Annotated in this window: 15 protein-coding genes; 5 read left to right on the forward strand and 10 right to left on the reverse strand. The window is 59.3% G+C overall.

What is annotated here, in order from left to right; translation table 11 throughout:
- Positions 1–39: 39 nt before the first annotated feature.
- The gene (locus ACA070_RS22310; protein ID WP_497448368.1) at positions 40–660 is read right to left on the reverse strand and encodes a 2-dehydro-3-deoxy-6-phosphogalactonate aldolase; all 621 of its coding nucleotides are present in this window, start codon (positions 658–660) and stop codon (positions 40–42) included.
- 19 nt (positions 661–679) lie between these two features.
- Positions 680–1,672 carry a 2-dehydro-3-deoxygalactonokinase gene (locus ACA070_RS22315; RefSeq protein ID WP_497448369.1) on the reverse strand — a complete coding sequence of 331 codons (993 nt, stop codon included), beginning with the start codon at positions 1,670–1,672 and terminating at the stop codon, positions 680–682.
- A gap of 181 nt (positions 1,673–1,853) precedes the next feature.
- On the opposite strand from ACA070_RS22315, the gene ACA070_RS22320 reads away from it, so the two are divergent.
- Positions 1,854–2,297, forward strand: a complete 444-nt coding sequence (locus ACA070_RS22320; RefSeq protein WP_497448370.1) for a hypothetical protein — start codon at positions 1,854–1,856, stop codon at positions 2,295–2,297.
- Between the two features lie 49 nt (positions 2,298–2,346).
- Here the strand turns inward: ACA070_RS22320 and ACA070_RS22325 are convergent, their stop codons facing one another.
- From ACA070_RS22325 to ACA070_RS22340, 4 genes are all read right to left on the reverse strand, one after another.
- A complete protein-coding gene (locus tag ACA070_RS22325) occupies positions 2,347–2,844 on the reverse strand; it encodes a hypothetical protein (RefSeq protein ID WP_497448371.1) in 498 nt (165 codons plus the stop codon).
- Between the two features lie 6 nt (positions 2,845–2,850).
- Entirely contained in the window at positions 2,851–3,474 is a 624-nt protein-coding gene (locus ACA070_RS22330; protein ID WP_497448372.1) for an alpha/beta hydrolase, read from the reverse strand.
- A gap of 109 nt (positions 3,475–3,583) precedes the next feature.
- Positions 3,584–4,078, reverse strand: coding sequence for a PAAR domain-containing protein (locus tag ACA070_RS22335; RefSeq protein ID WP_497448373.1), 495 nt, complete (start codon positions 4,076–4,078; stop codon positions 3,584–3,586).
- A gap of 234 nt (positions 4,079–4,312) precedes the next feature.
- Positions 4,313–4,795, reverse strand: a complete 483-nt coding sequence (locus ACA070_RS22340; protein WP_497448374.1) for a GNAT family N-acetyltransferase — start codon at positions 4,793–4,795, stop codon at positions 4,313–4,315.
- A gap of 212 nt (positions 4,796–5,007) precedes the next feature.
- Here ACA070_RS22340 and ACA070_RS22345 point away from each other — a divergent pair, with 212 nt between their 5' ends.
- From ACA070_RS22345 to ACA070_RS22360, 4 genes are all read left to right on the forward strand, one after another.
- A complete protein-coding gene (locus tag ACA070_RS22345) occupies positions 5,008–5,661 on the forward strand; it encodes an HD domain-containing protein (RefSeq protein WP_497448375.1) in 654 nt (217 codons plus the stop codon).
- A gap of 112 nt (positions 5,662–5,773) precedes the next feature.
- The gene (locus ACA070_RS22350; protein WP_497448376.1) at positions 5,774–6,979 is read left to right on the forward strand and encodes an MFS transporter; all 1,206 of its coding nucleotides are present in this window, start codon (positions 5,774–5,776) and stop codon (positions 6,977–6,979) included.
- 84 nt (positions 6,980–7,063) lie between these two features.
- The gene (locus ACA070_RS22355) at positions 7,064–7,399 is read left to right on the forward strand and encodes a hypothetical protein (protein WP_497448377.1); all 336 of its coding nucleotides are present in this window, start codon (positions 7,064–7,066) and stop codon (positions 7,397–7,399) included.
- Positions 7,400–7,439: 40 nt separating this feature from the next.
- Positions 7,440–7,694, forward strand: a complete 255-nt coding sequence (locus ACA070_RS22360) for a hypothetical protein (RefSeq protein ID WP_462028191.1) — start codon at positions 7,440–7,442, stop codon at positions 7,692–7,694.
- Positions 7,695–7,883: 189 nt separating this feature from the next.
- On the opposite strand, the gene ACA070_RS22365 is transcribed toward ACA070_RS22360, so the two are convergent.
- From ACA070_RS22365 to ACA070_RS22380, 4 genes are all read right to left on the reverse strand, one after another.
- The gene (locus ACA070_RS22365) at positions 7,884–8,813 is read right to left on the reverse strand and encodes a PfkB family carbohydrate kinase (RefSeq protein ID WP_497448378.1); all 930 of its coding nucleotides are present in this window, start codon (positions 8,811–8,813) and stop codon (positions 7,884–7,886) included.
- The gene (locus ACA070_RS22370) at positions 8,806–10,272 is read right to left on the reverse strand and encodes a purine-cytosine permease family protein (protein ID WP_497448379.1); all 1,467 of its coding nucleotides are present in this window, start codon (positions 10,270–10,272) and stop codon (positions 8,806–8,808) included. Before ACA070_RS22370 ends, ACA070_RS22365 begins: the two co-directional genes overlap by 8 nt.
- Before the next feature lie 237 nt (positions 10,273–10,509).
- Positions 10,510–11,508 (reverse strand): ADP-ribosylglycohydrolase family protein, encoded by a 999-nt coding sequence (locus ACA070_RS22375; RefSeq protein WP_497448380.1) that lies wholly within the window; start codon positions 11,506–11,508, stop codon positions 10,510–10,512.
- Positions 11,505–12,218: a GntR family transcriptional regulator gene (locus tag ACA070_RS22380; RefSeq protein ID WP_497448381.1), complete on the reverse strand. Its 714-nt coding sequence runs from the start codon at positions 12,216–12,218 to the stop codon at positions 11,505–11,507. Before ACA070_RS22380 ends, ACA070_RS22375 begins: the two co-directional genes overlap by 4 nt.
- Between the last annotated feature and the right edge of the window lie 128 nt (positions 12,219–12,346).

Below are 12,346 nucleotides of genomic sequence, written 5' to 3' on the forward strand. Positions count from 1 at the left end.
CAGCTCTTATAGATGCAGCGCGCTCGGCGCCAGAAAGTCTTAACGCAGAGCGTTCCATGCAGCGACATAGGCCTTGGCGTTTACCGCCACTTCCTCAGGTGTCATGCCCGGTTTGAACAACCCGGAACCCAGTCCGAATCCCTTGACGCCGGCGTCGATAAACACCTGCATGTTGTCCGGTGTGATCCCGCCAACCGGCGCCAGAATGGTTCCGGCCGGCAGCACTGCGAGCCAGGCTTTGACGACTGCCGGCCCCATCTGCTCGGCCGGGAACATCTTCAGCACGTCCGCGCCTTCGGCCAGTGCGGCGAAGGCTTCGGTTGGGGTGGCAACGCCCGGCGACAGAAACAGCCCAGCCGCTTTTGCTGCCCGCAACACCTTGGCATCGCTGTGCGGCATGACAATTACCTGCCCGCCCGCCGCCTTCACTTGCTCGACCTGATCCGGCGTCAGCACCGTGCCCGCGCCGATCAGGCAATCGGCAGGCAAGGTACTGCGCAGGATGCGGATACTTTCGTACGGCTCAGGGGAATTGAGCGGCACTTCGATGACGCGAAATCCGGCGGCGTAAAGGACTTCGCCGATGGCGGCCGCTTCCTGCGGGCGCAGGCCACGCAGGATCGCGATCAGACCGTTTTGCGCCAGTGCTTGCTTGAGCATGTCAGACCTCCAGTCAGGTTTAACGGGGTGGGTGTGCGGCGATCAGTCCGGCGGCGACCGCCAGCTGCCACAACCCGCGTTCGGTGGCTTGTTCGGCCAGGGTCACGCGGGCAAAACCGCAGGCGTCGAGGGCCCGGCTGTAGCGGGCACAGAGTTGAGAATTTCCGATCAGGATGATCGACGGCAGATGGACGCTGTTGCGTCGGCGTCGCTGGACATTCGCCAGCGCTGACAGCTCATGGCCGATCAGCAGGCCGGACAAGTACTCCGGCTGGGCGGTCGCACTGAGTTCACCGGTCAGCCCGAGGCTGCGGGCGCTGAACAACGTCGACAACGGACCGATCTCGCCCTCCGCCGACAGCGCCACTTGCACACCCCGATCAAACGCCCGGCCATCGAAGGGCGCACCCTTTTGCTGGGTGCGCCCCAGAATGCTGTGTTCGCTGAGCACGGCGAAGATCTCGCCGGTCATGAAGGTATCGAAATGCACGATGCAACCGCCGGCCACTTCCACCCATTTCGAATGACTGCCCGGCAGGCCGATCAACAGATCACGACCCTGCTCGATCGGTAGACTTTGCAGGACACCCAGCACTTGGGTTTCTTCGCCGCGCATCACGTTTGGCAAGCGCGAATGCTGAATCACCCCCGGCACGATGTGCACATCGACACCGCGTAGACTGCGAATGGTTTGTAGGGAAGTTCCGAGATTGGCGACGTTTGCCGGCGTGTCGCAGTAGGCCGCTTCACGCCAGCCCTGGGCGCTGCCGACCATGCCACAGGCAATCACCGGCAAATCGGGCTGCGCGTCGAGCCAGTCACCGCACGCTTCATCGAAGGCCAGTTCAAAACCGTCGGCGCATTCCTGACCGTTGATGATTCGCGGCGTCCGGGGCAACTGCATGATCCCGGACGACAGCGAACGCTGTTCCAGCACCTGGCCACCCGCGGCGAGTTTGTAAGCACGTAATGAGGTCGTCCCCCAATCGAGCGCGATCAATTGCGCCAGCATCGCTTCACCTGTTTTGTTTATTGGCAGTGAGTGAGCCGGACTATAAACCCGGACGCGGGGAAATCTCAATATATAAATATCACTCCCATATTATGGGATTTACAAGTGTGACAAGATTTTCTCTGCCAACGCTTTAAAATGCCGGGCCATCGGAACGGCATCCAACCCTCAAGGAAGAAAAATGAAGATGGCTCTAAAGGCGCTGCTGTTCTGCAGTGCTCTCTGGTCCGCGGCAGCACTCAGCGCATCGAAGGAATTGAAGGTGGGCGATATCTGGGCTTACAAAAACCGGCCGGGCGAGGATGGATCGACACTGACGATCCTGAAAATCGAGAATTATCCGAAGTTGGGTAAGGTCGTTCACATCAGAGTGGACGGCTTTCGGCTGATCAACCCGGTGACAGGGAATGAATTCAACGAAATGCCTCACCTGCCCTTCCAGGCAAAAGCCATAGAACGCAGCATCACCCATCGCGTGAGGAACACCTCTGACATCCCGGATTTCAGTCAGGGTTATGCGGCATGGCGAGCGGCCTTTGATGAGGGGAAGGCCGGGGCTTTCAAGATTACCGTTCAACAAGTTCTAAACGGGTTGATCAATAGTAATTGGGAAGCCAATGAATGAGTGAGGCTGCTTTCTCTCGGTAAACAACCTCGTATGACCTAGGCTTGTTTTACTGTTTAGAAACAGCCTTCAATAGCTCTGCGGTTGGCACGTGCATGACTTTTGAGAAGTATGTTTTGTACTTGGTAGTATGAACTCGAAACACGCACGAAACAAAATCACGCTTCTTCAATAATGGAACCAGAGCCTCTCCCCCCAAATAATCCTCTCCTCCTTTCCCGCTTTCTGACTCACTAAAAATGACATTCGCTCGATAGAGCAATGGTCCCGACTCCATCTCTTTTTCTACCAAGCCAAAACCAGAACGCCTTATATGGTGTGCTTCGGTAAAATCAAGATCATCTTCTAAAGAACAGACAAGCCCCTCACCTATCCGTGACTTGAACAACCCAAGAAGCTCCACATCGGAAGTGAAATAAATCTGGTACAGCCCAGTACTACGAAGTTCCTTTACACTGGAGTATTCAAGTGTTGCGATAGGTCTTCCGTGATTCAGAGAACAAGATGCACTCATTATGATTGCTAAAAACAAAAAAACCTTATGCATCCAGAATCACTCCCTGAAGTAGCTCAAAATCGACTCATTGAATATTTGCCGAGCAGACTTTCCACCAGGCAATGTCTGCACGAACATCCTGTCGGCATCTGCATGATTCACATCCACCCGCCCCATGACATTAGGTCCCTGTGTTACTTCCCACTGTTCACCAAAGTCCGCGACCAGATCCGACACATTCCAATCGACCGCTGCTGCCCGAATATTAACCCAGTAGTCAGCCTTGGGGATTGGCTCTCTTCTAAAGATACTTGAGATGCCGTAGACGATTTTCCCTTCACCTACTGGATCCAGTGTAATAAGCATTTTTACTTTGAAGCCTTTGTCTGCCAGCACACTGGAAAGGTGGGCACCATTCCAACCACCGAGACTGTGGCCAACAATGTAAATCGCGGTGGAGCAATTAGGTATTCGGCTCAACACATTTCGCTCAAGATCATCATTACTAATAAACGAATTGTAACTGAGCGCCCACGACGGACAGCGCTTCAAAATCTCCAATTGTTTTGCGTCGTCAACAGTAATCCGGCGCACATAATCGATATTATTATTGGGGCCTGTACCGTAGTAACTTTCCTGATCGCCCGCACCACCGATAAAAAATACAACCAAGTTTCGCAACGCAATAGGCACCTGCTAACAGACTGATCCGTTTTACAGGTCAAGGTATGGCTTTTTACTTCTCTTTTAGGTAACTCTTGTTTCACCGCTGCATCACCAGCCATGGCAATCACTCCACAAACAATTTAATGGTCTCGGCCAAATGAGAACTGACGGTGTGAGTAAACCCGGACGCATCCGTAACGCCATGCTCTTCGCTGCCGTCACCACGCTGAATGGTGTAGGAGTGATAAGGAATCGGCTCACCGGTCGCGTCATTCACCACTTGTAATCTGTCGGTGAAATGCACCGGCATCGGAAGCAGCCCACTAAAGGCTGCTCCGCCACCGCTTTGCCCGATGATAACGGTCCCGGAACCGCCGATGATTACGTTGCCATGCCCACCCGTGCTATCGAGGGTTGCGGCGTTGAGACCATTGATGAATACCGTACCCGAAACAGCGCCGGTAATTGGGCTGCCACAGGCAGATTTGTCCGTCATGCGAGCAGCGGCGAGGCCATCGAAGAAAACATCTGGCGATCCAGAAACAATTGGATTGGTGCCATGTCCGGGCAACGGGCACGAAGTGGGGTCGGTAACGCGTGCAGCAGGTTTTCCACTCAAGTCAAAGCTCCTTGCTTTTGAGTTTTAAAGCGATGGCGGCAAACATTCAGAGTGCAAAAGAAATGCACCAACAACGTTCAACCAAACTGGAGAGCCGATGGCGATCATGACGGATGTCGAGAGATGAAGATGCCATAGGCATTGCAGGAGTCATCCGTGAGCGCGCAAAGGCGCACAGGATGACGAACTAAACAGGTGGCGACAACTGGATTCAGCGTTAGGGCAAAACGTGCATCAACTCCCCTCAGCAAACTCCCGCAACACCGCCCCATCCATCCGATACCGAACCCACTCTTCCTGGGGCTGTGCGCCCAACGACTTATAAAACTCGATCGCGGGTTTGTTCCAGTCCAACACGCTCCACTCGAAGCGTCCGCAGTCATTGGCGCAGGCGATTTTTGCCAGGTGGCGCAGCAAGGTTTTACCGGCGCCACCGCCGCGCTGTTCGGGGGTGATGTAGAGGTCTTCGAGGTACAGGCAGTTGCTACCGAGCCAAGTGGAATAGCTGAAGAAGAACACCGCGAAGCCGATCGGCACGCCGTCGCGCAGGCAGATCAGGCCGTGAGCTGTCGCACCTTCGTTGAACAGGCTGCGTTCGATGTCGGCGACGCTGGCGATGACTTCGTGGCGGGCACGTTCGTAGTCGGCCAGTTCGGTGATGAACCCGAGGATTTGCGGCGCATCGCTGGGGGTCGCCGGGCGGATGTCGATCGTCATGGACGGGCCTTTGTCGAAAGTTGAAAACGCCATACTAAGTCGGCGCGAGGTTTGTGGCGAGGGAGCTTGCTCCCGTTCGAGTGCAAAGCAGTCGCAATGGCTGGCAACTCGGTTTTAACTGAAATATCTTTGCCCCGGGATTGGGGTTGCTTTGCAACCCAGCGGGAGCAAGCTCCCTCGCCACAAAAGCGTTTTCACTTAACAGGAAGTTTATGACCACTGATGCCTTTGCGCCGCTGCAAACGCTTGCCGCTGAGCTGCTCCCCCATGCGCTGGAACCCTCCGAAGATGGCGCTCACGATCTGTCGCATTTGCAGCGTGTCTGGCACAACGTGCGCACGCTGCATGTGCAGGAAGGCGGCGATCTTGAAGTGTTGCTGGCAGCGGTGCTTTTGCATGATTGCGTGGCGGTGGAGAAGAACTCGCCGTTGCGTTCGCAGGCTTCACGCCTGGCCGCCGAGAAGGCGTCTGCCGTGTTGGTCGACATGGATTGGCCAAGCGCAACAATCAGCGCCGTTGCCCACGCCATTGAGGCCCACAGCTTTTCCGCCAACATCACCCCAACCTCGCTTGAAGCGAAGATCATGCAGGACGCTGACCGTCTCGACTCGCTCGGCATGCTCGGCGTAGCGCGCACGTTCTACATCGCAGGACGCATGGGCAGCGCGCTGTACGACCCGCATGACCCGGAAGCGAAGGCGCGGGACTACGATGACAAGCGCTTTTGCCTCGATCACTTTCAGACCAAGCTGCTGCACCTGGCAGACGGTTTCCAGACGCCAACCGGCCAACGACTGGCGCGGATCAGGCATGAGCGTTTGAAGGGTTTCATGGAGCTGTTCAAGGAAGAAATCGGCATCGGCTGAACCCGTTACTCCGGCCGGCGCTAACCCTGGCATCGATAACCTCGGACCTAACGGTGGCGCTGTGCATGGTAGATAGAGGGATAGCGCCTGCATCGGGTCAAGGAACCGCGTCATGTCTACCGCAACGCCCCACGTTTCAAGCAGGCTGTTCGGCCTGTTTTGCCTCGCCAGTTATTTGCTGTCGCTGTCCTACGGCTCGACGTTTTTGTTGTCGCTGTTAATCGGCTCGCGCAGCGGCAACGAACACGATGCTGGCAGTGTGATTTCCGCGGCGATGATCAGTACGTTTGCAGCGGTGATTGTCTCCGGGCACTTGTCCGATCTGCTCGGCGCCGCGCGTTCGATTGCGCTGTTTGGTGTGTTGCTGGTGGCCGCCAGTCTTGGCTTCGCGCTGACGCCGGGGTTCGGCAATCTGTTGCTGTTTTTCGGACTGCTTTTGGGGCTTGGTTGGGGGGTGTTTTACACCTTGGGGCCGATTATCGTCGCGAGTCTGGTAACGCCCGCCCAACGCGCGAAGTACTTCGCGCTGCTGTCGGGCAGCATGATGACCGGCATCGGCAGCGGGCCGTTGCTGGGCCGCGCGGCCAGTGCGCTGGGCTACCCGGTGACCGCCGCGTTTTACCTCGCGGCGCTGGCCAGTCTGATCGGCGTGCTGCTGTTTTGGCGGCTGGATGCTCAGTTGAAAAAAGCGCCCTCGCCTACCGCCACAGTCGCGCGCATTTCCTGGCGAGCCACCGCCCAGGTGCTGTCATCCAAAGCGGTGCTGCCGATCATCATGGTCGGCCTCGGCGGGTGCGTATTCGGCGGCCTGTCGAGCTTTCAAACCAGTTACGCGGCGTCTCGCTCGCTGGACTACTCACTGTTCTTTTTCGGTTTCATGGGCGCGGCGATCAGCAGCCGAATGTTGATTGCCGGCTTCGTGGTCAAACGTGATCCGTTGCGCGCATCCTGCCTGCTGTCGGGGCTGATGACGGGCTCGATTGTGCTGTTCGGTTTTGTGGTCGACAGTGGGTTCAGCTACGTGCTGGCGGCGATGATGCTCGGAGTCGGTTACGGGCTGACGTATTCGGTGATCAATGGCCTGGCGGCGAACGAAGCGCCGCACGGCACCACCTCGCAATCGCTGCTGCTGTTCAGCCTGTCGTACTTCATCGGCGTGTTCGGTTTTCCGTTGCTGGCCGGGAAGATCATCGTCGAACACGGGATGACGACACTTCTGCTCACCGTTCTCGCCGTAGCGTTGTTGAACTGGCTGATCACCGTGGGCCGCTTGATCTGGCGCCGGGTGGTCGGCGCCAGATCGTTGCAGCAGGTCTAGACCGTTCGTCGTTCATCAGGCACCAATCCAAATCGGGGGCGGACCAACATCAGGTAAGGACTCTAATTAAATGGAGACGACACCATGATCACGTCCCGCTTGACTGCCCTCGCTCTCGCCACGCTGTTGTCCTCTGCCGCTTTCGCGGCGACCCCAGCCGCCGGTACCGGCCCAACCAACCCGGCCGAAGGTCAAAAAACCCCGACCACCCAAGGCTCACCCGGCATGAACACTAATGGATCGGGCGTCGACAGCGTACCTGCGTCCACGGGCACCGACCCACGGACTCAGGGCAACGACGCGTGCCGTCAAGGGGGAATGAACCTGCCGGACACCCAGACACCCGATAACGCCGGCGCCGGCATGGGCTCGAAAACCACCACCGGTGGCTCGGGTTCCGAAGGCGGTGCCAGCCAATAGTTCGCCCACGCGATCTATCCACATCCATGAAGAGGTAACCATGAACGTTGATAAAAACCTTGAGAAAGAAGTCCTGACCCGTCTGCTGCACGCCCATCCAAGTGGCTTGGGCAAGGAGCTCCTGGACAATTACCGGGGGGAGAAAGTCGTGGCCAGCACCCTCGCCACGCTGCAGGATCGCGGGCTGATTCAGCACGGGCATGTGACCTGTAACGAGGCCGGCGAACACTCGCTGCAACTGCCGATCAAACTCAGCGCGGCAGGAGTCGAGGCGGCGCGAAAGCTGGACGCTTAGACAGATGAATCAGGTCGCAGTCGTGCGCGACTGCGACCGTTTGACCGGCTCTACAGGCAGCAGGAGAAATTACTTCAGGATCTTCAGTGAATTTTCTGGCCCCTTCGCGGGCAAGCCTCGCTCCTACAGCGAATTTACGAACGACATGAATCCCCTGTAGGAGCGAGGCTTGCCCGCGAATGCGTCAGATCAGGCGCCGAAAGTTTTGCGGATTAACGCATCAACTTCAGCAGTCCCAGGCGAAGTCGCCGGCCCCCACCGAGTAACCGCCAACGCCGCAGCCGCATTCGCCCGCCGTGCCGCTTCATCCGCAGGCAACCCTTGCGCCAACCCGGCCAGAAACACCCCGGCGTGCGCATCGCCGGCGCCATTGCTGTCCACCGCTTCAACCTTGAAACCGGGCACATGCTGTCGGTCGCCGCGCTGACTGATCCAGCACCCTTGCGGGCCATCGCGGACCACCATCAGCACATCGACCGGCAGATGATCGGTCAGCCTGTCCAGCGCCTCGGCAATGTCCGACGCTCCGGTAAACCGTAGCGCCTCGACACTGTTGCTGGTCCACAGATCAATGCGCGGCAACAACGCCTGCATCAGTGGCTCGTCCGGCGAATCCACCAACGGACCGGGATCGAATACCACGTTGATCGCTTCCGGCAAACTCAGCACCCACTCCACCAGTGCCTGGGCCTTGCCGGCGTGCAGCAGGCTGTAGCCGCTGACGTAAACGTAGTCGCCCGCCTCGGCCGGCACGCTCGCCAGGTCCTCGACAGTCAATTCGCCCTCGGCACCGATATAGGAAATGAAACTGCGCTCGGCCGACGCATCGGTCACCGCAACGCACAACCCCGTGTCCCGGTCAGCCTTGTGTGCGATGCCGATCCGGATGTCTTCAGCCTTCATCGCCTCACGGGCCAGGTCGCCGAAACGACCGGTGCCGTGACGGCCAAGGTAGACCACCGGCAGTCCGTTACGCGCAGCGGCGGCCATCACGTTAAAACCGCCGCCGGCTTCGAAACTGGCGGATTGCGCCAGCACGTCACCGCCCGGTTGAGGCAATTTATCCACGGCCATGACCAGGTCGATGATGACCTGGCCGGTGTGCAGCAACCTAAGCATGAGCGTTCTCGGTTATTGCGGCGCGACGATCCTTCGCCCCACCGAGTACCCAATAAATCCCGCCAGCCACCAGGAACGTCACGATCCAGCCGAGGCCGTTATGGCCCAGCCACGAATCAGACAGGAAACCGCGGAACCAGACGTTTTGTTCGGTGGTGCCAATGGTGGTGAAGCTGAAGCCCAGCACGATCGCCAGTGCCCACGCACCAAACGCGCGCCACTCGATACCGCCGCTGTACCAGTAGGCGCTGCTCGGGCTGACGTCCAGCAGGTCTTTGGGGCTGTAGTAATGACGATGAATCAGGTCAACGATGAAGATCCCGACCCACGCCGTGATCGGCACCGCCAGCAGCGAAATGAAGGTAATGAACGGACCATAGAAACTGTCGGCGATCAGCATGAAGTAGATTGAACCGGCGAAGATCGCGACGATGTCGACCACCACGGCGTAGACGCGTTTGACCTTGAGGCCGAGGGTCAGCGTGGTCAAACCGGCGGAGTACACCGACAGGTTGTTCGACAGCAGCAAGCCGCCGAACGCGGTGATCAGGTACGGCACGGCCATCCAGGTCGGCAGCATGTCGCGGATCGCGATGATCGGGTCAGTGGCCGACGCCAAGTCGTTGTTGCCCACCGACAGCAGGCCGCCGAGGGTGATCAGCAGCACCAGCGGAATACCCGCACCGAATGCCGCCGATGCCACCAGACGCACGGCTTTGACGCTGCGGTGCTGATAGCGCGACATGTCGGCACCGGCATTGGCCCAACCGATTCCGGTGCCAGCGGCCATGGTGCCGACGCCGATGATCATCGCGCTCAACGGCGCGGGCGTGGCGTTGAACACGGCGCTCCAGTCGATGGTGGCGCAGAGGAAGCCGCCGACCAGAATGTTCAGCGCACCGAACACGTAAGTCGCCCACTTCTGGATCACCAGCAATGTGGCGTGACCGAGGCCGGACACCGACAAGGTCAGCAGCACGAAAATCGCGATGAAGATCAGGGTCAGTACCGGCGCGCTTTTGGCTTCCACCGGCGAACCGAAAAGGATCGAGCACAGCGACAGCAGCACGAAGGCGGCGGTGGTGGTGTTGACGGTTTCCCAGCCCAGCCGCGACATCAGCGAGACCAGGGTCGGGCCGATATTACCGCGCACCCCGAAGATCGCTCGCGACAAGGTCAGGCTCGGCGCCCGGCCGCGACGACCGGCGATGGAGATGATCCCGACCACCGCAAAAGAACCCGCGGCGCCGAGGATCGCGACGATGATCGCCTGCCAGATCGCCAACCCGCGAAACGCCACCAGCGTGGCACCCAGCGGCAGGCCGAGGATGGAAATGTTGGCCGCGAACCAGACCCAGAACAGTTGCAGCGGATGACCGTTGCACTCCGCTTCCGGCACCGGTTCGATGCCGCGGGTTTCCAGTTGCCCGGCGCTTTGCCCGGCGTTCGATGAACTCATGAAAAATGCTCCTGTTGCCTTTGTTGTGGTTGTGGGCAATGACGGAAGACGAAAACAACAGCCCGGCTGTCCTGGCCAAGTCCGTGCGATCCATTGCGGGGTTATCAATTCAAATACGCGGAGCGCCCATCGCGCGCAGGCTCGCTCCCACAGGGATAGTGCAAACCTCACGGTACACGCCGTACCTGTGGGAGCGGGCTTGCTCCGGGCGGCGTTCCGACGATGGCGTCAGTCCGGTCAACGCAAAGCCAAAAGCCCTTTTACCAAAGGCTCCAGCTCCAGACCATTAACGGTTTTGACCTGTTCGATCATCGCCACCGGCCAACTCCCAAGCCCCAGACAGGCCCCAAGCATCGCGCCGAGTATCGCCGCGATGGTGTCGGTGTCACCGCCCAGACTCGCGGCCATGCACACTGCTTCGAAGGCGTTCATTTCACCGACGGCGACTTGTTGCGCCAGGGCAAACGAGACCACCACCGATTCCTGGGAAGCCACCGAAGTGCCGATCACGTCGTACAGCAGATCCGCCAGCAGCGCCTTGTCACTGTCGACGCTGAGGGTCCGTGCCCAGCTGATGCGCGAGGCAATCCGCCCGCCCGCGACCCAGTGGCCATGGCTTTCAGCTTGCTGGGCGATTTGCTGGCCGAGGTTCAAGGCCTCGCCCAAATCCATGCCGTTGATGCCGGCCGAGACCACCGCCGCCACCGCCGCCGCGCTGGAAATGCCCAGCGTGGTGTTGTGGGTCACCTGACAGGCTTGCACCACGGCGCTGATGAACCGTTCAGGGTTGGCGACATCCGCCGCGATGCCCACCGGAGTGATGCGCATCGCCGCACCATTGGTGGTGCCGTAGCGCCCCGCTTCTTCCGGCGAGTGGCCGGCGAGGATCATTTCGATCGCGCGTTTGGTCGAAGGCCCGAGCAAGTCCTGCGAGCCCCTGGCCTGCATCTCGGCTTCCCATTCGATCAGCCGTTGAGCGAGCACGGCCGGTTCGATCCGGCCCTCACCGTCCACCAGCAATTGACCAACCAGAATCGCCTGTTCGGTGTCGTCGGTGATCGAGCCCTTTGGCATGTTGGCAGCGATCGGTTGATCGGGGCCGGCGTCTTGCAGATCAGTGATCGCGCCGAAGCGCGCCTTGATTTCCGCACGGCTCAAGGACTGAGTCGGCATGCCCAGCGCATCGCCCAAGGCCAGTCCGTAGAACGCGCCGAGCGCACGGTCGAGCGCGGTCATTTTGACTCTCCAAATTGCAGGTGCAGGCGAAAATGCACCGGGTCGAGCAAGCTTTCGACCTGCTCCATGAAGCGGTTCTGCCGGTCGTACGTGGTGCGCAAGGCTTTGAGGAACACCGTGCCGACGGGGCGCCCGAGCAACTCGGCGTCTTCGGCGCTCAAGGGTTCTGCGCCGATCCATTGATCGCCGCGTTCGCCGATGTAGCCGTAGGCGGCCAGGGTGATGGTCAGGGAGTTGTCGATCAGACCGACGCGCGGCAGGCCTTCCAGGCCTCCGGTGGCGGGCATCAATGAGCGTTCGAGGGAAACCAGCTTGCCGTCGGTGGAGCGCCGGCGCCGGTCGAGGGTGATGAACTGGTCGGTGCCGAAGCGCGACAGCAGGTCAGGGCGCGTCACCGCTTCCAGCCGCAGCACTTCGGTATTGATCATCGCCCCGCTGTCGGCCAGCGCCTGCGCCCAGCCGCTGCGTTGATCGAGCACCACACCGTCGAAGGTGACGATGGAGCCCACGCCGCTTTGGGTCGCGATGTAGTTGCGTCGTTTCAACTCGGCCAGGGCTTCGCGCAGCGTGCCGCGGCTGACTTTGAATTCTTCAGCCAACTGATGCTCGCCCGGCAACAGAAAGCCGTCCTCCATGAGGCCGCTTTCGATGCGCCGGATGAGCTCGTCGACCACCCGTTGTTTCTTGTCAAATCGTACCTGTCTAATCATGTACAAAGTGATAACCGAAACGGGCTGGGACGGGCAAGGATTATTTAAGGGAGGTGACAGAAGGAGAAGTGACCGCTGCGCGGTCAATCGCGAGCAGGCTCGCTCCAACAAGGGATTTGCGCAGAATA

The sequence above is a fragment of the Pseudomonas sp. LBUM1678 genome (assembly GCF_059695575.1).